The organism is Microbacterium aurugineum (assembly GCF_023101205.1).
Taxonomy (GTDB): Bacteria; Actinomycetota; Actinomycetes; order Actinomycetales; family Microbacteriaceae; genus Microbacterium; species Microbacterium aurugineum.
In genome coordinates this window covers 3,025,399-3,049,767 of the sequence record NZ_CP078078.1, presented here as the reverse complement: position 1 = coordinate 3,049,767, position 24,369 = coordinate 3,025,399, and the positions used below count along the sequence as shown (strand labels likewise).

The window sequence follows — 24,369 nt, the reverse complement described above, 5'->3', positions numbered from 1 at the left end:
AGACTCATCACACAGAAGGACCATCGTGGATCTCCAGATCGGCATCATCGGCTTCGGCGCGCGCTCGACCCTCCAGGAAGAGGTGCATCGCCCCGGGCACGGATCACGCATCAGCGCCGTGTGCGACCTCGCCCCGCGCGCTCGCGAGGACGCCCGCGCCCTCGTCCCGGACGCGTTCATCACCGATTCGCTCGATGAGCTGCTGGCCTCGGGCGTCGACGCCGTCATGGTGCTCACCCCCGACGACACGCACGCCGCCCTCAGCATCCGGGCACTCGAAGCCGGAGTGCCGGTGTTCTGCGAGAAGCCCCTCGCGATCGACCTCGCCGACGCCGACCGGATGCTCGAGACCGCGCGCCGCACCGGCACCGGGCTCTACATCGGCCACAACATGCGGCACATGCCCGTGATCACCCTCATGCGCGGACTCATCCAGACCGGGCGCATCGGACAGGTCAAGGCCGTGTGGGTGCGGCACTTCGTCGGCCACGGAGGCGACTTCTACTTCAAGGACTGGCACGCCGACCGCCGCCGCACCACGGGACTGCTGCTGCAGAAGGGCGCGCACGACATCGACATCATCCACTGGCTCGCCGGCGCGTACAGCGAGAGGGTCTCCGCGATGGGGGCGCTGAGCGTGTACGGCGAGATCACCGACCGGCGTGACCGGACGGGGGAGCGGATGCCGGACTGGTTCAGCATGGACAACTGGCCGCCGACCGCGCTCACCGGCCTGCACCCGGTGGTCGACGTCGAGGACATCTCGATGGTGAACATGCAGCTGGAGGGCGGGATCTTCGCGTCGTACCAGCAGTGCCACTTCACGCCCGACTACTGGCGCAACTACACCGTGATCGGCACCGAGGGGCGCATCGAGAACTTCGGCGACGTGGCCGGCAGCGAGGTCAAGCTGTGGAATCGGAGGCATGCGGGCGCGGCCGACGCCGACGAGACCTTCATCGTTCCCGAGGTCCCGGACGCGGGGCACGACGGCGCCGATGCGCTGCTCGTCGCCGAGTTCCTGCGGTTCGTGCGGCACGGTGGTCTGACGGCGACGTCACCGATCGCGGCGCGCGAGGCCGTCGCCGCCGGCATCCTCGCCACCGCGTCCCTTCGGGGCGACGGCTCGGCGATCGAGATCCCCCCGCTGGATCCCGACCTCGTCGCCTACTTCGAGCGGGGTCAGGTCGAGGCCGCACTGGTATGAGTGCACCGCGGGTCGCCACGAGATCGGTCTCATCGAGCACCGATCGCGTGCGGCTCGCGCTCGAATCCCTCGCGTTGGTCGTGCTCCTCGCGGCGACCTGGGTCGTCGCGGGATACACGCTGGAGGGAGCCGGCGTCGGCGTGGTGTCTGCAGGGCGCACCGGCTTCGCGGCGCTCGGACTCCTGCTGCTCGCGCTGCTGTCGCACGGGGGCGGAAGGCGATCCGCGCCGACGCACCCGCCCGTCTCCGCTCGCCGCTACACCTGGTGGCAGCTCGGGGTGCTCGCCTTCACCGGCGTCGCAGGCTACACGATGCTCTCGACCATCGCGATCGCGTTCGCCGGGCCCACCATCCCCAGCCTCATCCTCGCGCTGTCCCCCGTCGTCGTGCTTCTTCTGGAGAGCCTGCTGACGAGAGCTCGGGTTCGGCCCCTCGTACTGGTAGCGACCGTCATCGCCATCGCTGGTGCCGTGCTGTACATCGTTCCTCGCCTGCGCGGTGCCGCAGAGCCCGGCCTCGTCTGGGGGGTGCTGGCGGCCGTCGGCGCGATGCTCTCGATGGCCGTCTACGGGCTCTACTTCGCCCACGTCAATCGGGGCTACCGCGGCCCGATGACCCCGCGCATCCTGCCCGTCTTCACCCTGGGGAGCATGCCGCTGGTGGTGTGGGCGGCCGCGGAGGTGAGCGGCGGCGGGCCGGTGGCGCTGGTCACGCTCATCGCCCTGTTGGTGCTGGGGTTGGGGATCTACGTGCCCGCCTACGTGGTGCAGCACCGCATCATTCTGACCGCGGGCCCCGCCTATGCTGCGCTTCTCGGCCTGGCCGTACCGCCGGTCGTCGGCGTCGCCTCTGCTGCCGTCGGTCTCTCCCCGCTGCCGGGGCCCATGCAGGCGGGGGGCATCGTCCTCACCCTCGCGGGCATGCTCGCCGTGATCCGCATGAAGTTCCATCCATCGAATGTTGCGGGATCAGAAAGGGGCCGGAACACGCGACGCCCGGTCCGTTTTTGATCCCGCACGGCCCGCTCCCAGCATCCTCACAATCCCGAAATGTACAAAAGTACATGTACGGATGTCCAAGGGGGGCGGGATGAAGCATGGTGCGCGTCGGCGACGTGACCCTGAGGCGCGCCGCCGGGAGATCGTGACCGCCGCGGCGGAACTGATCGTCGAGGTGGGCGCCGAGGCCGTCACGCACCGTATGGTGGCCGCCCGCGCCGGCGTGCCCCTCGGTGCGACGACTCAGTACTTCGACACCCTCGACGACCTCCGTGCTGCGGCCTTCCGCGCGCTTGCCGAAGAGGTTGACGCGCGCCTCGACGGTGTCCGTCAGACGCTCACCGAGCGCGGCGTCTCGCCGCACACGATCGCCACCCTGATCGCCGACAGCATGGAGGACGCGCACGCCGTCCAGGCCGACCGCGCGGTGGTGACCGCAGCCGTGCACGATCCGCGGCTGCGCGAACTCGCTCGTCACCTCTCCGACCGGCTCGTGGAACTCCTCGAACCGACCTATGGTGAAGATCGGGCCCGTGCAGCGATGATCTTCATCGACGGCGTCATGTGGAACATGCAGATCCGCGACGACCGCCTTGCACAGCCCTTCATCGAGACCGCACTGGCGCGGATCCTCGGAGATTCCGTCTCCACTCCGACCGCAACGACAGCCACACCCTGACACCGAGGAAAACGCCTTGTCGAAACTCGCCATCCTGAGCCTCAAGAACCGTGCGCTCATCGCCCTCATCACCATCGTCGCGGCGGTGTTCGGCGGGCTCGCGCTCACGAACCTCAAGCAGGAGCTCATCCCTTCGCTCGAGCTGCCGGCGCTCGTCGTCATGACGACCTATCCCGGGGCCTCGCCCGAGGTGGTCGAGAACGACGTGTCCACGCCGGTCGAGTCGGCGATCCAGGGCGTCCCCGGGCTCGAGTCGACCACCGCGACCAGTACCACGAACGCCTCGATCGTGCAGGCGATGTTCGCCTACGGTACGAACCTCGCCACGGCCGAGCAGAAGATCCAGCAGGCGATCAACCGGATCTCCTCGCAGCTGCCCGAAGACGTCAGCCCGCAGGTGCTGTCGGTGTCGATCGATGACTTCCCCGTGATCCAGGTCGCCGTCACCGGATTCGAGGATGCCGACAACGCCCAGGCCGAGCTCGAATCCGTCGCGATCCCCGACCTCGAGGACGTCGACGGGGTCAACGCCGCGGAGATCGTCGGTGGCGTCGGACAGCGCATCAGCATCACCCCCGACACGGCGAAGCTCGCCGCCGCGGGTCTGAGCACACAGGCCATCAGCTCGGCGCTGCAGCAGAACGGCACCCTGTTCCCGGGTGGCGACATCACGGAGGACGGCCAGACGCTCACGGTGCAGACCGGGGCCAAGATCGCCTCGGTCGAGGAGATCGCCGCGCTTCCGCTGGTGGGCACCGACCTCACCATCGGCGATGTGGCCAGCGTCGTGCAGGAGTCCGACCCCGTCACCTCGATCTCACGTGTCGACGGCAAGGATGCGCTGTCGATCTCGATCACGAAGCTGCCCGCCGCCAACACTGTCGAGGTGTCCAACGGCGTGATCGCGGCCCTCGACGAGATCGGCAAGGCATTCCCCGATGCCGAGTTCACCGTGATCTTCGACCAGGCGCCCTTCATCGTGCAGTCGATCGAGACGCTCGCGACGGAGGGTCTGCTCGGCCTCGTCTTCGCCGTGATCGTCATCCTGGTCTTCCTGCTCTCGATCCGCTCGACCCTCGTGACGGCGATCTCGATCCCGACCAGCGTGCTCATCACGTTCATCGGATTGCAGGCGTTCGGCTACTCGCTGAACGTGCTGACGCTCGGCGCGCTCACGATCGCGATCGGTCGAGTGGTCGACGACTCCATCGTGGTGATCGAGAACATCAAACGTCACTACGTCGGCGATGCCGACAAGGGCGATGCGATCCGTCTCGCCGTGCGCGAGGTCGCGATGGCGATCACCGCCTCGACGATCACGACCGTCGCCGTGTTCCTGCCGATCGTCTTCGTCGGCGACATGGTCGGCGAGCTGTTCCGACCGTTCGCGATGACGGTGACGATCGCGATGGTGGCCTCGCTCCTGGTCGCGCTCACCATCGTGCCTGTGCTCGCCTACTGGTTCCTGAAGCCCGGCAAGCCGCTGCTCGACGAGCATGGAACGCCGATCGACCCCGAGCACCCCGATGCTCCGCCGACGCAGCTCCAGCGCGTGTACCGGCCGATCCTCGCCTGGACGCTGAAGCACTCGGGTGTCACGGTCATCCTGGCTGTCGTGGTGCTCGGCGCCACGCTCGCCGCGGCACCGCTGATGAAGGTCAACTTCCTCGGAGACTCCGGGCAGAACACCATGACCATCACGCAGGACCTCGGTCCGTCGGCGAGCCTGCAGGCGAAGTCGGATGCGGCCGTCGCGGTCGAGGACGCCCTGCTCGACATCGACGGCATCGAGCACGTGCAGGCCTCGATCGGCACCAGCGGCTCGGCACTCAGCGATGCCTTCTCGGGCGGAGCGGGTGTCACGTACTCGGTGCTGACCGACTCCGACGCCGACCAGGAGAAGCTCCGCGCCGATGTGCAGGACGCGATCGACGGACTCGGTGACGAGGTCGGCGATGTGGCCGTGTCCGCCTCCGCGGGATTCGGCTCGAGCGACATCGAGATCACGGTCAGCGCACCGAACTCCGATGACCTGCAGACCGCGACCACGGCACTCGTCGACGAGCTCGACGGCCGGGACGGAGTGGGTCAGGTCACCGACAACCTCGCCGCATCGCTGCCGTACATCGCGGTCGTGGTCGATCGCGAAGCGGCCGCTCAGCGCGGGCTCTCCGAGGTCGCGGTCGGCTCGATCGTGTCGAACACCATGCGTCCGCAGCAGGCCGGTTCCGTCGAGATCGACGACACCGCGCTGACCGTCTACATCGTCACGCCCGAGCCGCCGACCACGGTCGAGGCGCTCAAGGAGCTGGCGATCCCGACGCCGCTCGGCGTGGTGCAGCTGCAGGACATCGCGACCGTCGAGCAGCGCAACGGCCCGACGTCGATCACGACCGAGCAGGGGCGGCGCACCTCGACGATCACGGTGCCGCCTGCATCCGACAACCTCGCCACCGCCACACAGTCGGTGAACGAGGCGCTCGCCGCGGTCGACCTGCCCGACGGTGCCTCCGCCGAGGTCGGTGGCGTGGCGTCGCAGCAGGCGGACTCGTTCTCGCAGCTGGGCCTCGCGATGCTCGCGGCGATCCTGATCGTCTACGTGGTGATGGTCGCGACCTTCAAGTCGCTGCGTCAGCCGCTGCTGCTGCTCGTCTCGGTGCCGTTCGCGGCGACCGGCGCGATCCTGCTGCAGATCGTCACGGGAGTGCCGCTCGGTGTCGCCTCGCTGATCGGTGTGCTGATGCTGATCGGCATCGTGGTGACGAATGCGATCGTGCTCGTCGACCTGGTGAACCAGTACCGGGAGAAGGGACTGTCGACCGTCGAGGCGGTCAAGGCCGGTGGGGAGAAGCGTCTGCGTCCGATCCTCATGACCGCGCTCGCGACGATCCTCGCCCTCACCCCGATGGCGCTCGGCATCACCGGGCACGGCGGGTTCATCTCCCAGCCGCTGGCGATCGTCGTGATCGGCGGACTCCTGTCCTCGACCGTGCTGACACTGATCGTGCTGCCGACGCTCTACAACCTCGTCGAGGGTGCCAAGGAGCGGCGGGCTGCGCGCAAGGCGGGCGGGTCGGATGCCGGCGGGGCGCCCGAGCCGGATGCTCCGGTCGATCCCGATGCGTCGGGCGCTGCAGCAGCTCCGGCCGGTTCGGTGCTGATCGACACGTCTGGTCTGCCGCACGCACGGCAGCTCACCCGGCGCGAACTGCGCGACCGGGAGTAGCGGGTCCGTCCGGCGGGGGTTCCGGCGGACGGTTACAACTCACGCGCGTTCACAACTCCGCAGAAAGGCCCCGGATCCGCAGGCAGATGCGTGATCCGGGGCCTTTCGAGTCGATCCTTGAGGAGTTGTCAACGGCCCGACGCTGCGACGGGTTGGAACGGGTCAGCTGAACGTGATGCCCCAGTGCAGGGTCCAGGTCTCTTCCGGGGCGAGGCGGCGGATGCCGAGGCCGCTGTTGAGCGCATCGGCGGGCGCGGTCATCGGCTCGATCGCGACCGCGAGGCTCTGTCCGGGATAAGCGGGTGTGGTGTACACCTGCACGTAGTCGAAGCCCTCACCCTGCCACAGGGTCACGCGACGGCCGTCCGGTGCGGTGAGCGAGTGGCGTACCCGCCCGTCCGGGTCGCGCGTGAGATCGGTGAAGCCGGTGTCGAGGCTCACGTCTCCCAGGCGGACGCCATCCCGCAGCGCGGTATCCGCCGGACGCGTCCCGGTCGGCAGCATCCGCTCATCGGTCTCGAACGCGGTCTTCGCGGGGATCCTCAGCGTGAGGTCGTGCGGGTCGACATCGCCGATCGTGACGAACGGATGCGTGCCCAGCGCGACCGGCGCCGGGGTGTCCGAGTGGTTGGTGAGGGCGTGCGCGACCTGGATGCCGTCGGAAGCGAGGGTGTAGGTCACCGCGGTCTCGACCAGATACGGATAGCCGGTCTGCGGCACGATGGTCGCTCGCAGCACGGCTTCGGTGTCGGTCTGCGACACCTCGTAGGAGGTGAAGCGCAGCAGTCCGTGGCTCGCATTGTTCAACTTCGGCTCGGTGATCGCGAGCGCTCGCGCGGTGCCGTCGTCATCCCAGCGTCCGTCGCGCACCCGGTTCGGCCACGGCACGAGCACCACACCGGAACACGCGGGAGTCGGCAGGTCGAGGGGATACGGCGGCACGAGATCGACACCGCCGATGCGCAGCGAACGCAGGGACGCACCGACCTGGGCGATCTGCGCATCCACCTCGCCGCGTCGGAGGGTGATCTGGGTGCCGGTGGGGGAAGCGGTACTCACCTCGACATCGTACGGCCACGCCTGCGGCAGCACTCTCTCAGGTGCGTCCGGTAGTATCGGACGGTCGGCTTCGGACACCCGCGCGTTGGCGCGGACGTTTTCTGTGTATGAAGTGTGAGTCCAGGGGCCGATGGTGAGCGTCGCTCGACGCTAATCAACCATCACATGAATGGCCCCGGCCGCTGACAGTCCGGAACCCCGCTGATCGAGCCCGATCAGGCGCAGGGTGCTCGCGCGTGCGCGCGGCGCTGTTCTCGTGCGAGAACACAGGAAGACACCGCAATGCCGAAGAACAAGAAGCCCAAGGGCGGACGCCCGTCCGCGAACTTCGAGCCGCGCTACGGCGCGAAGAAGACCTCCTTCCACGATCGCCACAACGGTGGGCCCGCCCGTGACGGGGCGCGCACCGAGCGTGGTGGACGATCGGATGCCGGGGAGCGTCGCTCCGCGCCCGCCGCCGGTGGCTACGACCGGCGTCCCGGTAGCCGCAGCGCCGGCCACCGCGGCTACCGTCCGGCCGAGGCCGAGACGGGTGCGCCCAAGCAGCGCTGGAGCGCATCCGAGCGCGCGGGCCGCGATGAAGCCCGTGGCATCCGCAACCGCGCCGAGTCCGGGCGTCGCGAGGCCCCGCACCACCGCAACGAGCGCCCCCGCTTCGACGAGCGCTCCGACCGTCCGCGGTACAACGACCGGCCCAGCTCCGGCGGACGGTTCGACGACCGTCCGCGGCGTGACGACCGTGGCGGACAGCGCCCCACCGGTCCCGGAACCTACCGCGATGACCGCGGCGGTGACCGTCCGCGCCGTGACGACCGCGCAGGCACTCAGCGTCAGGGCTTCCGTGACAACGACCACCGCGACGGTGGGCGCCCTGGCCGCGACGACCGCCGCGGTGCCGAGCGTCCCCGGTACAACAGCGACCGTGGCGCTGAGCGTCCCCGGTACGACCGTGACGAGCGTCCGCGCCGTGACGACCGTGGGGCCGAGCGTTCCTATGACGCCGACCGCGCACGCCGTGCCTTCGACCGCGACCGCACGCAGCGTTCGTACGAGGGGGGCCGCGATGAGCGGTCGCGTCCGTCGACCGGTGGGGCCTACCGCACCGAGCGTCCGCGCCCGCTGACCTCGGACACGCGGGGGCGTCCGGCGCGCAACGAGCGTCCGAGCCGCAACGACTGGAACGCCACCGGCCGCCCGGCCTCCACCGGAGCCAAGTTCGCGCCGGGTGACGACGTGGTGCATGAGCGCCTCGAGGCGAAGTCCGTCGCTGCGGTCGAGGTCGACGGCGTGACCTTCGGTGACCTCGGTCTCGGCTCGAACATCGTCGAGACCCTCGCCGGCATGGGGGCGGCGACGCCGTTCCCGATCCAGGCGGCCAGCATCCCGGCCGTGCTCGGCGGTCGCGACGTGCTCGCTCGCGGGCGCACCGGTTCGGGCAAGACCATCGCCTTCGGCGCCCCGCTCGTCGAGCGCGTGCTGCAGTCGCAGGCCGGCAAGCGGCGTGAGTTCGGACGGTCGCCGCGCGCGATCATCCTCGCGCCGACGCGCGAGCTCGCGCTGCAGATCGACCGTACGATCCAGCCCATCGCCCGCAGCGTCGGCCTGTTCACCACGCAGATCTACGGTGGTGTGCCGCAGGGCCGCCAGGTGGGCGCGCTCAAGAAGGGCGTCGACATCGTCATCGGCACGCCCGGTCGTATCGAAGACCTCATCAACCAGGGCAAGCTCGACCTCTCGGACTGCCGCATCGCGGTGCTCGACGAGGCCGACCACATGTGCGAGCTCGGATTCGTCGAGCCCGTGCAGCGCATCCTGCGTCACGCTGCGGACGGCAGCCAGAAGCTCCTGTTCTCGGCCACGCTCGACCGTGAGGTCGCGGCGCTCGTCGACGAGTTCCTCGTGGACCCCGCCGTGTACGAGGTCGCCGGGGAGGACCAGGACTCCAGCACGATCGAGCACCGGGTGCTCGTGATCGAGCACCGTGACAAAGCCGACATCCTCACGTCGCTCGTCGACCGCGCGGGCAAGACCCTCGTCTTCGCTCGCACCCGTGCCTACGCCGACATGCTGGCCGAGCAGTTCGACGACGCCGGCATCCCCGCGGTCTCGCTGCACGGTGACCTGAACCAGGCGAAGCGCACGCGCAACCTGGAGCGTCTGACCTCGGGCCGCGTGAACGTGCTCGTCGCGACGGACGTCGCCGCCCGCGGCATCCACGTCGACGACATCGACCTGGTCGTGCAGGCCGATGCCCCGGACGAGTACAAGACGTACCTGCACCGTTCGGGTCGTACCGGGCGAGCGGGTCGTTCGGGCCGCGTCGTGACGCTGATCACGCGTCAGCGCCAGCGTCGCATGACCGAGCTGCTCGACCGTGCCGAGATCGACGCGCCGTTCGAGAACGCGCGCCTCGACGACGACATCATCGAGGAGATCGCCGGCCGCGTGCCGACAGCGGCCGACCTGACTGCCTGAGTCGGGGCGGTCGCGAGCTGCGGCCGTTCACAACTCCGCAAAAACACGCCGAAAGGCCCCGGGAACACGGTTTCCGGGGCCTTTCGGCGTCATTCTTCCTGAGTTGTGAACGGCCGAGCGGCGAGAGCGACGGCGGAGTCAGGCCAGCTCGTGCACGTGCACGGTCGAGGTGAGGTTCGTGCCGTTGAGGTCGAGGTAGAGGACGCCCTCGGTCACGGTCAGGGTCATCGTGTTCCGGCGCTCGATCAGGGCGGCCGCGGTGTCGATGAAGCCGGGGTCGAAGCTGTGGACGCGGAGGTCCTCTCGGCGGTGGATGCGCTTGTCCGCCCACGGTGCCATCACTTTGGCGGGGTCGCGGTGGGTGTACACGACGGTGCGCTCGGCGAGTCTGCTGCCGTAGTGAAGTCGTTCGGCGTCCGGCGCACCGATCTCGACCCAGGTGGTGATGAGGCCGGTGAGGTCGCGCACGAGAACGGCGGGCTCCTCGGTCGATGAGATGCTGCCGCCGAACGCGATGCCCTCCGCGAACTCGAGCCCGTAGGCGAGCACGCGGGTGAGCATGTACGCGTCGGTCTCGGACGGATGCCGCGCCACGCGCAGGGAGTAGTCCTCGTAGACGCCGCGATCGGTGTCAGCGAGCTGCACCTCGAATGTGTGGACTGTGGAACCGATCGCCATGATCACCGAGCCTACGCGGCTGGGAGCGGGGCCCCGACCGCGACCCCGGCGAAGGCGATCAGCGCGAGGCGTCGACCTTCTCGGGAAGCCCGGCCCGCTGCTCGTCGCGGTCGCGGAGCAGCACCATGCCGATGAGTACCAAGGATGCCCCGAACGCCGCGGCTCCCAGCAGCGACAGAGTGGTGCCTCCGCCGAGCGGGAGGAGAGTTCCGACGACAGCGGCTGCCAGACCGCCGAGGAACAACAGGGCCACGAATCCACGGAACATGCGTCCACCGTAGCGCGGGTGCCTCCCTCAGAAGAGCATCGGCTGCGGCTCGGGTGCGGCCGTCCTGGCCGGTGACGGTGTGAACGTCGGGCGGTCGCGCCGGGGATAGTCGTCTTCATGACGGCCATCGAGCCCGTGCATCCGGATGAGGGGACGCGCGCGTTTGGCGAGCCACTGCCGGTACGGCTTCGGAGCCTCGACGGAGGCCCCCGGATAGAGGCCGCGATACGAGGAGACCAGGTCGGGCCGGTGAGTGTCGAGCCACTGGAAGAACCACGGCTTCACGCCCGGTCGCAGGTGCAGGGCGCCGTAGACGACCCTGCGAGCCCCGGCCTCCTTGATGCGCAGGAGCGCGTTGTCGATCGCCTTGAGTGAGTCGGTCATATGCGGCATGATCGGCATCAGGAAGACGGTGACGCGGAAACCGGCATCCGTCAGTGCACGCACCGTGTCGAGACGGGCCTGCGTGGTCGGGGTGCCGGGTTCGATCGCCTTCTGCAATTCATCGTCGTACATCGCGATGGACATCTGCACGTCGACGGGCACCCGCTCAGCGGCCTTCACGAGCAGGGGGATGTCGCGGCGGATCAACGTGCCTTTGGTGAGGATCGACATCGGCGTACCCGAGGCGGCGAGCGTCTCGATGATGCCCGGCATGAGCTTGTATCGCCCTTCGGCGCGCTGATACGGATCGGTGTTGGTGCCCAGGGCGACGGTCTCGTGCTCCCAGCTCCCCTTTCGCAACTCCTTCTCGAGCACCTCCACCACGTTGACCTTGACGACGATCTGCGAGTCGAAGTCGGAGCCGCCGTCCAGGTCGAGATACTCGTGCGTGCCGCGGGCGAAGCAGTAGACGCAGGCATGACTGCATCCGCGGTAGGGGTTGATCGTCCAGGCGAAGGGCATCCGGGAGGCACCGGGCACGTGGTTCAGGGCCGACTTCGACAGAACCTCGTGAAACGTCATGCCCGCGAACTCGGGAGTCGTCACCGTGCGCAGCACGTTGCTGCGATCTTCCATCCCCGGCAGCGCTGAGGCATCCACCTCTCCGAGCTTCTGTCCCTGCCACCGCATCTCCCCATTCGAACAGAAGAACGAATGCAATGCAAGAGACTCTGCGACTTATCTTCGAATGAGACAATGGGGTAATGCCCGTTCTGCCGCACGCTCAGCATGCGGCGCCGCGGTCCCCGATCCGGGGTCCTGCACTGCCGATCGGGGTGGCGGTGACCGCGATCGGCGTGCTGCTGTCCATCGGGTCCCTACCGTCGGCGTCATCGGACGCCGTCCCGATGCCGGAGCCGGTCGCGGTGCTGCAGGTGCCGACCGTGCAGGTGGGGGCGACGACGGCCGCGGACCCGTGTGCGGACCCGACTGTGCAAGAGGCGGTCGCCGACGGTGACGATGTGGCTACGATCGCGGGCTTCGGGGGTGGGCGGGCTTTTCGCGATGCGGTCGTCGCGGGCAACGCCCCCTGCGTCTCGCTCACCGACCCGGCACGTCTCTGGGTCGTGGTGAATAAGTCGCTTCCGCTGGACCCACCCGAGTACGAGCCCTCGGATCTCGCCTCCGTGCCGCTGCAGATGACGACGCCGTCCGGTCGGGTGCGCACCGAGGTGGCCGCTGCTGTCGGCGCGATGGCGGATGCGGCGGTCGAGGCGGGGGTCGGCCGCATCGGCGCGAACAACGGCTACCGCTCGTACGGACTGCAGGTGTCGACGTACGACTCGCACGTGCGTGCGCAGGGTCAGCAGGGCGCGGATGCGGGGTCGGCCCGCCCGGGGCACAGCGAGCATCAGACGGGTCTGGCCATCGACGTGGTGGCCTGCGGTTCCGGCTGCGGGGGCCTGGACGGTTTCGGCGGGACGGCGCAGAGCGACTGGGTCGCCGCGCACGCCTGGGAGTACGGGTTCATCGTCCGCTACGAACAGGTCGGCACGCCGGTGACCGGTTATGCGCCGGAGCCCTGGCATCTCCGCTACGTCGGCGTCGACCTCGCCGCGGCGTATCACGATGGCGGATATCACACGCTGGAGGAGTTCTTCGGGCTCCCGGCGGCCCCCGATTACGGGCACTGAATCATGGCCATCCGCGGTCGTTGCGGCATCCGACAACCGCGGTACCCAGTGTCACGATATATGGGATGCATTCTCACAACGTGCTGTCTCACCCGCCTGCGGGGACGTAGAATCTCCGGAGCAACGATGCATGAGACGTTCAGGAGGACGGCATGGAACGCGACATCTACGACGAGGATCACGAGGCATTCCGAGACCTGGTCAAGGACTTCGTCAAGCGCCACGTGACGGGCGAAGCGATCGAGCGGTGGGATGCCGCGGGGGAGATCGACCGGGCCACGATGCTGGCTGCCGGCGAGGCGGGTCTGATCGGATTGTCGGTCCCCGAGGAGTTCGGCGGCGCCGGGATGCTGCAGGACTACCGTTTCCGCACGATCGTCATGGAAGAGGTCATCGCCGCCGGTGCGGGGTCGCTGGCAGGGGCCTTCGGCATCCAGGACGACCTGGCCGTGCCCTACCTCGTGCACATGGGGACCCAGGAGCAGAAGGAGAAGTGGCTGCCGCGCATGGCCACGGGCGAAGTGCTCGGTGCGCTCGCCATGACCGATCCCGGAGCGGGTTCGGATCTGCGCGGCATCAAGACCAACGCCAAGAAGGTCGACGGCGGCTACATCCTCAACGGCGCGAAGACGTTCATCTCCTCGGGCACCACGGCCGACGTCGTCGTGACCTTCGTGAAGACCGGCGAGGGCAACCGTCCCGACGCGTTCAGTCTGCTGCTCGTGGAGAAGGGCATGGAGGGCTTCGACCAGGGGAAGAAGCTCAGCAAGATGGGCTTCCACGGCTGGGACACGGCCGAGCTCAGCTTCACCGACGTGTTCATCCCTGAAGAGAACCTCATCAGCGGCAAGGAGGGCCAGGGCTTCATCCAGCTGATGCTCAACCTCCCGCTCGAGCGTCTCTCGATCGGTGTCGCGGCCGCCGCCGCTGCGCAGGCCGCCCTCGACTGGACCGTCGCCTACACGAAGGACCGCGAGGCATTCGGCGAGCGCATCGCCGACTTCCAGAACACCCGCTTCCGCCTCGCCGACATGTCGGCGACCACCGATGCGATGTGGGCGTACATCGACCGCGCGCTGCTCGCCTACAAGGACGGCACGCTGACCGCCGAGGACGCCGCCAAGGTCAAGTTCTGGGCGACCGAGCGCGAGTGGGAGGTGCTCGACACGGGCGTGCAGCTGCACGGCGGGTACGGCTACATCATGGAGTACCCGATCGCCCGCGCCTTCACCGATGCTCGGGTGCACCGCATCTACGGCGGCACGAACGAGATCATGCGCGATCTCGTCGGCCGTCAGATCGCCGGCAAGCGCTGACACCTTCCCGCGCGGGATCAAAAACGCACCTCCGGAATGCTCCGGGGGTGCGTTTTTGATCCCACACGCGCGGTCGGACCGTGGACAAGGCCGCCGTCGCCGGGTTGAATCGAGGCATGACGACCTCGCTCCTGGAGATCCTGGATGAGCACGTCGCGCGCGGCACGGCACCGGGGATCATCGGCGTGCTCGGCGCCCCCGACGGGTCTACCGCGATCGTCACGGCCGGTGATCTCCCGGCGGATGCGATCGTGCGCATCCAGTCCATGACGAAGCCGATCCTCGCCGTTGCGGCACTGCGTCTCGTGCAGGACGGGCGCCTCCGACTCGACGATCCCGTGGAGCGCTGGCTGCCGGAGCTCGCCGACCGCCGGGTGCTGCGCACGCCGGACGCGCCGATCGACGATGTCCGTCCGGCGACGACACCCATTACGTTGCGCCATCTGCTCACCAACACCTCCGGGTACGGCGTGCAGGTCGTGCCGTCTCCGCTGGCGATGGCGATGATCGGGAACAGGACGGCCGCGGGGCAGGAGCCGGTGGCGATGGGCGCTCCGGAGTGGATCAACGCGCTGGCCGCACTTCCGCTGGCGTTCGAACCCGGCTCCGGGTGGCGCTACCACCACTCCTTCGGCATCCTCGGGGTGCTCCTCTCGCGCGTGGTCGACGGGTCGCTGGAGGAGCACCTTCGGCGTGACCTCTTCGAGCCGTTGGGCATGGTCGACACCGGGTACACGGTTCCGCTCGAGCAGGCGCACCGGCTGCCCGCTGCGAACCGGCACACGGAGGGCGGACTGGTCGAGGTAGAGCCTGCGGGTGAGGGTTTCTCGGTCGCGCCGGCGCCCTTCGACCTCAGTCACTCCGAACTCGTGTCGACCGCTGCCGACTATGCGGCCTTCGCGCGGATGCTGGCGACCGGCGGACGGCATGACGGAAAGGTCGTCCTCGACCCCGAACTGCTGGCGGCGATGCGCACGGACCAGGTGCCTGCGAGCGCGAAGACCGACGACAGCTTCTTCCCGGGGTTCTGGGACGGCACGGGGTGGGGTTTCGGCGCCGCGATGCAGACCTCCGGGGCGAACGCCGGTCGCTACGGATGGTCAGGCGGGCAGGGGACGGACTTCTGGATCAACCCCGACGGTTCGTTCGGCATCGTGCTGAGCCAGGTCGAGATGGGCCCGGAGGTCATGGGCTTGTTTCGAGACGTCCAGCGGGTCGCTGACCCCGCGTGCGGGATCGAAAACGCCCCTGCGGGAAGCACCTGAGGCGCGTTTTTGATCCCGCACGCCGGCCGCACGCAGGGGGATTCAGCGCTTCCAGTAGCCGCAGAAGCTGACCGCGTTCTTGTCGACCCCGCGTTCGCCGACGAGGTGCTTGCGGACCCCGGAGGCCAGTGCCTGCTCTCCCGCCGCATACGCGTGGAACGGAGCGGCGGGTAGCGCCGTACGGCCGAGCGTCTCGAGAGCGAGAACCCCGGGAGCCGTGTCGTGCGGACGCACGAGCCAGACGATCTCGATCCCCGGAGGATGCGGGAACGGCAGGGCGTCCTCGTCGGACGGCACTTCGACGATCACGGTGCCGACGGCGTCCTCCGCCAGCGATGCGCTGATCGAGGTGATCGCGGGGAGGGCGGTCTCATCGCCGACGAGGAGGACGCGTTCGGTGCCGCGCTGCGGGTTGAAGGTGAGCCCCTCATCGATGATGAGCACGTGTTCGCCGGGCTGGCAGGTCTCGGCCCAGTGCGATGCCGGGCCGGCCGTGCCCCCTGCCGCCGATCCGTGCAGCACGAAGTCCACATCGATCTCCGCACCGGCGTCCGCCGTGGCCGCGCGGTAGGCGCGCACGCTGTAGTTCCGCATCACGGGGCGCTCGTCGTCGGGGATGCGCAGGAACTTCAGGTAGCCGAACATCTTGTTCGCCTTCGCGGGCACGCGGTCGAGTCCCGCGTCGCCACCGATCGGCAGGAACAGCCGGAACCACTGATCGAACCCCATCGGGCGGAACTTCTCGATCTCACCACCGCCGAGCGTCACCCGGGACCAGTGCGCCGAGAGTCGTTGCGTGCGCAGCACCGTGAGGTGGAGGAGCTCGGCGCTCTCGGGCTTGACCATCTTGCTGTATGCCATGCGCGCCTTTCAGGGAAGCTGCCAGGGGAAGAACACCACGAAGAGCGCGGCGGAGACCAACAGCATCGCCGCGGTGAAGACGGTGTCCCGGGTGCGGAACGGCACCAGGTGTCGTTCCGTGCGGGTGGGGTGCGCGCCGAAGGCCCGCGAGTCCATCGCCAGGGCCACGCGTTCGGCGTGGCGGATCGCGCCGGCGAGCAGCGGAACGATGTAACCCCAGCCGCGGGCGATGCGGGCGAAGGGTCCGCGTCCGCCGTGGTAGCCGCGCACCCGATGAGCCGCCCGGATGACGGCGAGCTCGTGTCCGAACCGTGGCACGAAACGGAAGGCTGCGAGCGCCGTATACCCGATCCGGTACGGGACCCTCAGCTGCTGCACGCCGGCACGGACGAGGTCGGGGCCGCTGGTGGTGAGACCGCCGACGAGGGCGAGGGAGACGATGGCGCCCAGACGCAGGGCCGTGGCGAAGCCGAGCAGCAGGGCACCGCTGTAGAGCGTCCAGTCGCCGATGCGCACGACGGGGGTGGTGTCGGCGACGATCGCGGTGTCGACCCAGACCGAGAAGCCGATACCGATCAGCAGCATCCCGGCGGGGAGGGCGAGCAGCAGGAGGGCCAGGAGGCGTCCGGTCAGCCGCGCGCCGAGCAGGATCAGGGCATACGCGAGCAGGAGGAACGCGGCCGGGGTGGCGAGGTCGCGGACGAACACGAGCAGCAGCATCGCGGGCGCGAACCCGGCCACCTTGGCGAGCGGGTTCAGGGCGTAGAGGAATTGCCGCGGGGAGGACGCCGTCATCCGGGCGTAGGGGTCGAAACCCGGACCGGTGGCGGCCGCAGTGCCGGGGACCACGCGGTCCGTGGCTTCGGCGCTCACCGGTGCACCCCGAGCCCGGCAGACGAAAGGACACGCTGCAGAGCGGGCAGGCAGAGCCCCGCATCGGCGAGCAGCCGCTCGTCCTGGAACAGTGTCGATGTCGGGCCGCTCGCTCGCACCCGCCCGCCCGCGAGCACCACGACGTGGGAGGCGTGCTCTGCCACGAGCTGCAGATCGTGCGTGACGATCACGATGGTGGTGCCCTCGGTGCGCAGCTCCTGCAGCAGGTCGAGGAGCTCGGCCGCCCTGGCGCGGTCCTGACCGAAGGTGGGCTCGTCCAGAGCGAGGACCCGCGGCCGGGTGATCAGTGCGGTGCCCACCGACAGACGCCGCTTCTCGCCGCCGGAGAGCAGGAACGGATGCACCTCCGCCTTGTGCGCGAGCCCGAAGCGCGTGAGCATGTCGTCGACGCGCACGGTGATCTCGGCGTCCGGAACCTGGCGCAGTCGCAGGCCGTGAGCCAGCTCGTCGAACACCGTGTGCGCGATGAACTGGTGCTCCGGGTTCTGGAACACGAATCCGACCCGTGCGGCGAGGTCACGTGGTGAGGCGACGCCCGGGTCGATGCCGTCGACCGTGACCTGGCCTCGAGGCGGCGGCACGACGCCGGCGAGCGCCTGGATCAGCGTGGTCTTGCCCGCTCCGTTCGCCCCGACGATCGCCGTGAGGCTCCCCGCCTCCAGAACGAGATCGATCCCGTGCAGGATCTCGGTGCGCCGTTTCTTGACGGAGAGCCCGCGCGCGCGGATGATCTCCTGGCCGGTGTGTGCGCGTGCATCGCGGTCCTCTTCACGCGGTGCGGGGATGGCCGCCGCCGTCGCGGGGGAGTGCGGTGCCTCCTGGGCGAGCGCGTCAGCGAGCTCGTGCGGTGTGAGGGGGAGCGGATCGAGTCTCCGGCCCTCGTCCCGCAGCCGGAGTGCGGCGAGCGTGGCTCCCGGAAGCCACACGCCCATCGACACGAGTTCGTCGGCGTGCTCGCGGATGATCTCCGCCGCGGGGCCGTCGAAGACGACCGTCCCTTCGCGGTCGAGCACGAGCGTGCGGGTGACGAAGTCCATCGCTGCATCGAGGTTGTGCTCGACGAGGAGGATCGCCCGGTCACCGGCGGCGACGACATCCGCCAGCGCCGTGTATACGTCGTCGACGCCCTGCGGGTCGAGGTTGGCGGTCGGTTCGTCGAGCACGATCAGCGGGGAGCCCATCGCGAGGGCGCAGGCGATCGCGAGTCGCTGCCTCCCTCCACCCGAGAGGTGATCGGGGTTCTCGTCGCGGCGATCCCAGAGCCCGACGCGCCGCAGAGCGGCTTCGACCCGGTCGCGGACGACGTCGACGTCGAGGAGCAGGTTCTCGGGTCCGAACGCGACCTCGTCGTAGACCGTGCCCGTGACGATCTGCGTGTCCGGATCCTGGAACACCATCGCCACCTGCGTGCTGAGTGTCGCGGTCTCTGCGCTCGCCGAGTCGATGCCACCGGCCTCGACCGTGCCGACCATGCTCGCGGGCAGCGCATGAGGGATCAGGCCGTTGAGCGCGAGGGTCAGTGTCGACTTGCCGGATCCGGACGGTCCGAGCAGCAGGACCACTTCTCCGGGGTGGATGTCGAACGTGACGTCACGGGGAGAGGGGTGCGCGGCATCGGCGTGGGTGAGGGAGAGGTCACGCACGCGGAGCAGAGGCGCGGATGGGCGCACGGCGGGGTCCCGGGTCGTCGGATCGTGGACTTCTAACTTAGCTGAGCCTTACCTGATCCGCCATCGAGCGGGGGTGACGGAGTGCGCCGGATCGAGCCCGGTCAGCGTCGGGCGACTCCGGCCCGGCGCAGCGCGGAACCGATGGCGAGCCCGATCGCGGTCCAGGCGACCGGGCCCAGCACCGAGATCGCGAGGTACAGGATCTGCGCCCACAGCGGCATGACCGAGAGATGGGCGGCGAAGAACACGACGACCGCCACGAAGATCCCGATGATCGCGGCCGAGAGGAAGAAGCGCCACGGACCCCAGGAGCGGTAGCGCGTGAGCGCAGCCACTCCCTCCTGGATCAGGCCGAACAGCAGGGCCGTGCCGATGAACCGCAGGGCCCAGGCCGGGTTGAAGGCGCTCGCGATCAGCGCTGCGAACACATGCGTGATCAGGGCGACGAGGCGAAGGCGCAGCACCTCCTGGGCGATGATCCCCGGGAGCACGTGCGAGCCGAGCACGAGGCCGTAGAGGAACAGCAGAGGGCTCGCCAGCAGGACCGGCGTCACCCATCCGGCGATGCCCGCGAGGATGCCCGTCGCGACGCCGATCGCTGCGCAGACGAGCAGGACTCGAGTCGTCAGGACGGAGGTGCGGGCCACGTCTCCAGCTTACTGTCGACCTATCGGGAGCCCTGCCGTGCAAAATCCTGGCGTATCGGCGAAGCCGGATTCGACCATCGACCAGTTCTGTCTCCGCAGGTGAGGAGCGGGGCTATGTTGGCCGCGGTGCAGCAACGCGGCTGCATCGTGATCATCGGGAGCACCACATGGGTCGAACACCCCTCCGGATGGCAGCAGCCACCACCCTGGCGACGCTGTTCATCGCATCCACGGCAACCACCGGTTTCGCGGCGACCGAGGAGGTGACGCACCCCGTTCCGGTCGCCGGCACCCCAGGGCACTACATCGTGGTCATGAAAGCAGACCCCCTCGCCACCTACGAGGGCGACGTCAAGGGCCTGAAGGCGACGAAACCCGCCGAGGGTGAGCAGCTCGAGACCCAATCGCAGGACTCGCAGCGGTACGTCAAGCACCTCGAATCCAAGCAGACCGACCTCGTCAGCGATATCGGCGTCACCCCGGACACGACCTACCAGGTCGTGCTCAACGGTTTCAGCGCCGACCTCAGCGGCGAACAGGTCGATGCGCTCCGTGCGTCGAAGGATGTGCTGGGCGTGTACCCCGATGAGATCCGTCACCCGGATGCGCAGACGTCGACCGACTCCCTCGGTCTCGGCGACGACCGCAAGGGCCGTGGCGGCGTGTGGCAGCAGACCGGAGGCGTAGACAAGGCCGGAGAAGGCGTCGTGGTGGGTGTGATCGACACCGGCATCGCCCCGGAGCACCCCTCGTTCGACGGCAAGAAGCTCAAGAAGCAGAAGAAGCAGCACGACCGGCACAAGGGCAAGCAGCCCTACACCGACGGGAAGTACGTCTACTTCGACAAGTCCGACGGCGGCCAGTTCCAGTCCGCGATGGTCGAAGCCCAGGACTGGGACAAGCGCGACTACTCCTCGAAGCTGATCGGCGGCCAGTACTTCTACGCCGGAGCCGAAGCCGCCGGCTTCGACTTCCAGTACGACTACCTCTCGCCGCGTGACGGCGACGGTCACGGATCCCACACCGCGAGCACCGCGGCGGGCAACTTCAAGGTCAAGGCCTCCATCGAGGATGTCGACTTCGGCACGGTGTCCGGCGTCGCGCCGGGCGCGAAGGTCGCCGCCTACAAGGCCTGCTACGTCGGTCCCGACCCTGCGGTCACCACGGATGACATCTGCGCCCTCAGCGACCTCGTCGCCGCGATCGACCAGGCCGTCGCCGACGGTGTCGACGTGATCAACTACTCGATCGGCGGCGGTGCCGCCAGCACGGTGATGGCTCCCGAGGACCTCGCGTTCTTCAACGCCGCGGCCGCGGGTGTCTTCGTCGCGACCAGCGCCGGCAACGACGGTCCGGACCCGGTCACCGCCGACCACGCCTCGCCCTGGTACACGACGGTCGCCGCCTCCACCATCCCCACCTGGGAGGGCACCGTGCAGTTCGACGGGTTCGAGCAGGCCGGAGCGTCGGTGAGCGTGCCGTTCGGCGAGAGTGTCACCGGCCCGTCCATCGCAGCGGTCGACGCCGGGGCGGCGGGAGCGGTCGACGCGCAGCTCTGCCTGCCCGGCACCCTCGACCCGGCCAAGGTCGCCGGACACATCGTCGTGTGCGACCGCGGCAGCAACGCGCGTGCCGAGAAGTCGCAGGTCGTGAAGGACGCCGGCGGTATCGGCATGGTTCTCGTGAACGTGCCCGGTGGAGCGGACTCGCTCGACAACGACTTCCACGCCGTGCCGACCGTCCACCTCAACGCCGAGTACCGCGAAGCCGTGCTCGCGTACGTTCAGGGCGGCGTCGATCGGCCGATCACGCTGGTCGGTGAGAACACGACGGGTGTGACCACCCCCACGCCGCAGATCGCGGGCTTCTCGAGCCGCGGACCGATGCTCGCCGACGGCAGCGATGTGCTGAAGCCGGACGTGGCGGCCCCCGGTGTCGCGATCCTCGCGGCGACGAACAACGCCCCCGGCGAGAAGCCGACCTTCGGCATCCTCTCCGGCACGTCGATGGCCTCACCGCACGTCGCCGGTCTCGGAGCGCTCTACCTCGGTGAGCACCCGAAGGCGACGCCGGCGGAGATCCGTTCGGCGATGATGACGACCGCCTATGACACCGTCCTGCCCGACGGATCGAAGAACACGAACCCGTTCGAACAGGGCGCGGGACAGGTCGACGCGACGCGGTACCTGAACCCGGGTCTGCTCTACCTCAACGGAGTGAAGGACTGGGCGGCGTTCCTCGACGGGAAGGGCTTGTCGGACTTCCCCGGCATCGATCCCATCGACGGCAGCGACCTGAACCAGGCATCGATCTCGATCGGCTCACTGGCCAGCGCGCAGACCGTCACCCGGTCGGTCACGTCGACCCAGAAGGGGACGTTCACCGCGAAGGCCTCGGTCCCCGGAGTGCACGTCAAGGTCACCCCGTCGCAGTTGACCTTCGACAAGCCGGGGCAGACGAAGACCTTCACGGTCACGTTCGACAACACCGATGCTCCGGTGGAGCAGTGGGCCACCGGCACGCTGACCTGGACGAGCAAGAAGAACACGGTGCGTTCCCCGATCGCGGTGTTCCCGGTGACGGCGGACGCTCCGGCCGAGGTCACGGGTACCGGCGCGGACGGCAGCACGGCGGTCGAGATCACCCCCGGTCTCGACGGCGACCTGGCGCTCGACCTCTCGGGCCTCACCGCCTTCGACCTGCTCAGCGACCCGGACAACCCGGTCGAGGGGCACTCGGGCGACGAGAACTCCGGTGACGCGAACAAGGACGTGGCGTGGATCGTCGATGTACCGGAGGGGACCACCCTCTCGCGGTTCGACCTCGACTCCTCGGACGACGACGGCAGCGACCTGGACCTCACCGTGTACCGCGTGGTGAGCCCGGACGACCTGCGGTACTACGAGCGGTGGCAGTCGGCGACCGGTTCGGCGGACGAGCAGGTCACGCTCCCCGCACCGACCGCCGGGACCTACCTCGTGGTCGCGAACATGTACTCGACGACGGGTCCGATGACGTGGGACATGACCTACGCCAACGTGCAGCCCGGCGGAGAGGGCGCGTTCGCCGCGACCCCGAACCCGATCGCCGCCGTTCGCGGCGAGAAGACGAGCTACGAGCTCAGCTGGACGGGCCTCACGGCCGGTACCCGGTACCTGGGGCTGGTCCGCTACGGCGACTCCGAGGTCCGCACCGTGGTGACGGTCACCGTCCCGGCGGGTGAAGCGCCCGACGCCGAGGTCCCGCCGACCGAAGCGCCCGAGACGGACGCTCCGGAGACGGAGGCTCCGCCGACGGAGGCCCCCGAGACGGACGCGCCGCCGACGGAGGCGCCCGAGACGGAGGCTCCGCCGACGGCCAAGCCGGAGTAGCCCCCACAGCACAGCGCCCCGCGGTCTCCCTTCCGCGGGGCGCTGTGTGCGTCCGGGCCTCCGTCCGGAAGATCAGGCGTCGACGAGTTCGGCTCGGAGCACGTGTTTCATGATTTTGCCGGAGGGGGTGCGCGGCAGCGCCTCGCGGACGATCAGCTCGCGGGGGATCTTGTAGCGGGCGAGGCGGTCGGCGAGGAACTCCCGGACGTCGTCGAGGAGCACGTCGTCCGCCGCCTCCAGGACGGCGACGACCGTCTCTCCCCATTCCGGATGCGGGCGTCCGATCACGGCGGAGTCGGTGATCGACGGGTGGGCGCGCAGCGCATCCTCGACCTCGGGAGAGTAGACGTTCTCTCCTCCGGAGATCACCACATCCTTGAGCCGGTCGACGATGTAGAGGTAGCCGTCCTCATCGAGACGTGCGAGGTCGCCGGTGCGGTACCAGTCGCCGACGAACGCGGCCTCCGTGGCTTCCGGAGCGTCGAGATAGCCGATCATGCGGGTGGCGGAGCGCATCCACAGCTCGCCGACCTCACCTCCCGCGACGTCGGACGCGTCCGCACCCACGACCCTGATGTCGACGCCCGGCATGCCGCCTGCGCCGATGGAGCCGGCCCGCACCCGCTGCTCCGAGGGGTAGAGGGCGGCGCCCACGGGGCCCATCTCGCTCATCCCGTAGACCTGGTAGAAGCAGTCGGATCCGTAGGCGGATTCGAGCAGGCTCACGGTCTCGGCTCCCAGCGGCGCACCCCCGTAGGCCCACAAGCGGACCGACGAGAGATCGAAGTCCGCCAGGCTCGCGCCGACCGTCGGCAACACCTTGAGTGGGGCCAGGTAGGCGATGGGTGCGCCGAAGAAAGCGGTCACCCCGTGCTTCTGGATGGTCTCGAGAAAGCCGACGGGGTGATATTCCTTGAGGAGGACCACGGTCCCGCCGAGGTAGATCATCGACAGGAACCAGTTGTTGAGCGGTGAAGCGTGCCAGATGGGCATGGCGATGAGGAACCGGTCGTCCCGTCGGAGTCCTACGGCCGCCGTGGTGTAGGCCGGGACGTTCGCGAGTCCTGCGTGGGAGTGCAGACACCCCTTGGGGCTGCTGGTGGTGCCGGAGGTGTAGAGCACCTGGGCGATCGCGTCGGGCTCGACCTCGACTCCGTCCCACTCCTCACTCGTCGCCACGAGCTGATCGAACTCTCCGGAGGCGTCGTCGGTCGTCGTGAGGATGCGGGCGGACGGGGCGCCCTCCCTTGCCCGGGGCGCGAGATCCTCGTCCGTGACGATCAACCGGAGTCCTGCGTGCGCGGCGACGTATCCCACCTCGTGCGCCGTGAACTTGTGGTTGATCGGGACGAGCGTGGCCCCGGCGCGCCAGAGGCCGAACGCCGCGATCGCGAAGGCGGGGGTGTTGTAGGTCATGACCCCGACGCGGTCGCCTGCGGAGACCCCTGCGGCCTGGAAGACCGCGGCGGCGCGGCGAGAGGCCGACAGCAGCTGCGAGTAGTCCAGCGTGCCGAGATCGGACACGATCGCCTGCGTGTGCGGAAAGGTCCGGGCGGAGCGTTCGAGCATCCAGGTCAGATTCATGGAGTGGTTCCTCACGTCGTCGTGGTGTGTCCGGCGGCGCCTTGCAGCGCCGACTGAATCGTGATTCAATGCGGCTATTGAATCATGATTCAG

18 protein-coding genes are annotated in these 24,369 nt (G+C 68.9%); 9 read left to right on the top strand and 9 right to left on the bottom strand.

The genetic code is table 11. The features are described from left to right. The first annotated feature begins 25 nt into the window (after positions 1-25). From KV397_RS14640 to KV397_RS14625, 4 genes are all read left to right on the top strand, one after another. Positions 26-1,207: a Gfo/Idh/MocA family protein gene (locus KV397_RS14640; protein WP_261811585.1), complete on the top strand. Its 1,182-nt coding sequence runs from the start codon at positions 26-28 to the stop codon at positions 1,205-1,207. Next, a complete protein-coding gene (locus KV397_RS14635) occupies positions 1,204-2,217 on the top strand; it encodes a DMT family transporter (protein ID WP_261811584.1) in 1,014 nt (337 codons plus the stop codon). The genes KV397_RS14640 and KV397_RS14635 overlap by 4 nt, the downstream gene beginning before the upstream one ends. A gap of 79 nt (positions 2,218-2,296) precedes the next feature. Beyond that, on the top strand, positions 2,297-2,884 hold the full coding sequence (locus tag KV397_RS14630) for a TetR/AcrR family transcriptional regulator (protein ID WP_261811583.1): 588 nt from the start codon (positions 2,297-2,299) through the stop codon (positions 2,882-2,884). Positions 2,885-2,900: 16 nt separating this feature from the next. Then, positions 2,901-6,110 (top strand): efflux RND transporter permease subunit, encoded by a 3,210-nt coding sequence (locus KV397_RS14625; RefSeq protein ID WP_261811582.1) that lies wholly within the window; start codon positions 2,901-2,903, stop codon positions 6,108-6,110. A gap of 162 nt (positions 6,111-6,272) precedes the next feature. Here the strand turns inward: KV397_RS14625 and KV397_RS14620 are convergent, their stop codons facing one another. Continuing rightward, on the bottom strand, positions 6,273-7,169 hold the full coding sequence (locus tag KV397_RS14620; RefSeq protein WP_261811581.1) for an aldose 1-epimerase family protein: 897 nt from the start codon (positions 7,167-7,169) through the stop codon (positions 6,273-6,275). A 282-nt stretch (positions 7,170-7,451) separates the two neighbouring features. Between KV397_RS14620 and KV397_RS14615 the strand changes: the two genes are divergently transcribed. Beyond that, positions 7,452-9,644 (top strand): DEAD/DEAH box helicase, encoded by a 2,193-nt coding sequence (locus KV397_RS14615; RefSeq protein WP_261811580.1) that lies wholly within the window; start codon positions 7,452-7,454, stop codon positions 9,642-9,644. Between the two features lie 138 nt (positions 9,645-9,782). On the opposite strand, the gene KV397_RS14610 is transcribed toward KV397_RS14615, so the two are convergent. The 3 genes from KV397_RS14610 to KV397_RS14600 are packed head-to-tail and all read right to left on the bottom strand — an operon-like array spanning position 9,783 to position 11,664. After that, positions 9,783-10,322: a YaeQ family protein gene (locus KV397_RS14610; RefSeq protein WP_232762713.1), complete on the bottom strand. Its 540-nt coding sequence runs from the start codon at positions 10,320-10,322 to the stop codon at positions 9,783-9,785. Positions 10,323-10,380: 58 nt separating this feature from the next. After that, positions 10,381-10,590: a hypothetical protein gene (locus KV397_RS14605; RefSeq protein WP_131494018.1), complete on the bottom strand. Its 210-nt coding sequence runs from the start codon at positions 10,588-10,590 to the stop codon at positions 10,381-10,383. A gap of 27 nt (positions 10,591-10,617) precedes the next feature. After that, positions 10,618-11,664, bottom strand: coding sequence for an Rv2578c family radical SAM protein (locus tag KV397_RS14600; RefSeq protein ID WP_261811579.1), 1,047 nt, complete (start codon positions 11,662-11,664; stop codon positions 10,618-10,620). A 74-nt stretch (positions 11,665-11,738) separates the two neighbouring features. Between KV397_RS14600 and KV397_RS14595 the strand changes: the two genes are divergently transcribed. The 3 genes from KV397_RS14595 (at position 11,739) to KV397_RS14585 (ending at position 15,249) form a co-directional block, all read left to right on the top strand. Continuing rightward, entirely contained in the window at positions 11,739-12,668 is a 930-nt protein-coding gene (locus tag KV397_RS14595; protein WP_261811578.1) for a M15 family metallopeptidase, read from the top strand. Positions 12,669-12,820: 152 nt separating this feature from the next. After that, positions 12,821-13,984 carry an acyl-CoA dehydrogenase family protein gene (locus KV397_RS14590; RefSeq protein WP_047522398.1) on the top strand — a complete coding sequence of 388 codons (1,164 nt, stop codon included), beginning with the start codon at positions 12,821-12,823 and terminating at the stop codon, positions 13,982-13,984. Positions 13,985-14,100: 116 nt separating this feature from the next. Continuing rightward, positions 14,101-15,249 carry a serine hydrolase domain-containing protein gene (locus KV397_RS14585; RefSeq protein WP_261811577.1) on the top strand — a complete coding sequence of 383 codons (1,149 nt, stop codon included), beginning with the start codon at positions 14,101-14,103 and terminating at the stop codon, positions 15,247-15,249. A 42-nt stretch (positions 15,250-15,291) separates the two neighbouring features. On the opposite strand, the gene KV397_RS14580 is transcribed toward KV397_RS14585, so the two are convergent. The 4 genes from KV397_RS14580 to KV397_RS14565 form a co-directional block, all read right to left on the bottom strand. Further along, a complete protein-coding gene (locus tag KV397_RS14580) occupies positions 15,292-16,110 on the bottom strand; it encodes a siderophore-interacting protein (RefSeq protein ID WP_261811576.1) in 819 nt (272 codons plus the stop codon). Between the two features lie 9 nt (positions 16,111-16,119). Further along, positions 16,120-16,905, bottom strand: coding sequence for an energy-coupling factor transporter transmembrane component T (locus KV397_RS14575; RefSeq protein WP_131494066.1), 786 nt, complete (start codon positions 16,903-16,905; stop codon positions 16,120-16,122). Between the two features lie 74 nt (positions 16,906-16,979). Beyond that, entirely contained in the window at positions 16,980-18,674 is a 1,695-nt protein-coding gene (locus KV397_RS14570) for an ABC transporter ATP-binding protein (protein ID WP_261811575.1), read from the bottom strand. A gap of 101 nt (positions 18,675-18,775) precedes the next feature. Continuing rightward, entirely contained in the window at positions 18,776-19,321 is a 546-nt protein-coding gene (locus KV397_RS14565; RefSeq protein ID WP_261811574.1) for an ECF transporter S component, read from the bottom strand. A gap of 188 nt (positions 19,322-19,509) precedes the next feature. On the opposite strand from KV397_RS14565, the gene KV397_RS14560 reads away from it, so the two are divergent. After that, entirely contained in the window at positions 19,510-22,692 is a 3,183-nt protein-coding gene (locus tag KV397_RS14560) for a S8 family peptidase (protein ID WP_261811573.1), read from the top strand. Positions 22,693-22,764: 72 nt separating this feature from the next. Here the strand turns inward: KV397_RS14560 and KV397_RS14555 are convergent, their stop codons facing one another. Further along, positions 22,765-24,276: a class I adenylate-forming enzyme family protein gene (locus KV397_RS14555; RefSeq protein ID WP_153243479.1), complete on the bottom strand. Its 1,512-nt coding sequence runs from the start codon at positions 24,274-24,276 to the stop codon at positions 22,765-22,767. Between the last annotated feature and the right edge of the window lie 93 nt (positions 24,277-24,369).

Excerpts from the sequence above, each read along its gene's own strand:
- KV397_RS14635 (WP_261811584.1), top strand. The coding sequence starts at position 1,204 with ATGAGTGCACCGCGGGTCGCCACGAGATCGGTCTCATCGAGCACCGAT.
- KV397_RS14630 (WP_261811583.1), top strand. The coding sequence starts at position 2,297 with ATGAAGCATGGTGCGCGTCGGCGACGTGACCCTGAGGCGCGCCGCCGG.
- KV397_RS14615 (WP_261811580.1), top strand. The coding sequence starts at position 7,452 with ATGCCGAAGAACAAGAAGCCCAAGGGCGGACGCCCGTCCGCGAACTTC.
- KV397_RS14610 (WP_232762713.1), bottom strand. The coding sequence starts at position 10,322 with ATGGCGATCGGTTCCACAGTCCACACATTCGAGGTGCAGCTCGCTGAC.
- KV397_RS14605 (WP_131494018.1), bottom strand. The coding sequence starts at position 10,590 with ATGTTCCGTGGATTCGTGGCCCTGTTGTTCCTCGGCGGTCTGGCAGCC.
- KV397_RS14600 (WP_261811579.1), bottom strand. The coding sequence starts at position 11,664 with ATGCGGTGGCAGGGACAGAAGCTCGGAGAGGTGGATGCCTCAGCGCTG.
- KV397_RS14595 (WP_261811578.1), top strand. The coding sequence starts at position 11,739 with ATGCCCGTTCTGCCGCACGCTCAGCATGCGGCGCCGCGGTCCCCGATC.
- KV397_RS14590 (WP_047522398.1), top strand. The coding sequence starts at position 12,821 with ATGGAACGCGACATCTACGACGAGGATCACGAGGCATTCCGAGACCTG.
- KV397_RS14585 (WP_261811577.1), top strand. The coding sequence starts at position 14,101 with ATGACGACCTCGCTCCTGGAGATCCTGGATGAGCACGTCGCGCGCGGC.
- KV397_RS14580 (WP_261811576.1), bottom strand. The coding sequence starts at position 16,110 with ATGGCATACAGCAAGATGGTCAAGCCCGAGAGCGCCGAGCTCCTCCAC.
- KV397_RS14575 (WP_131494066.1), bottom strand. The coding sequence starts at position 16,905 with ATGACGGCGTCCTCCCCGCGGCAATTCCTCTACGCCCTGAACCCGCTC.
- KV397_RS14560 (WP_261811573.1), top strand. The coding sequence starts at position 19,510 with ATGGCAGCAGCCACCACCCTGGCGACGCTGTTCATCGCATCCACGGCA.
- KV397_RS14555 (WP_153243479.1), bottom strand. The coding sequence starts at position 24,276 with ATGAATCTGACCTGGATGCTCGAACGCTCCGCCCGGACCTTTCCGCAC.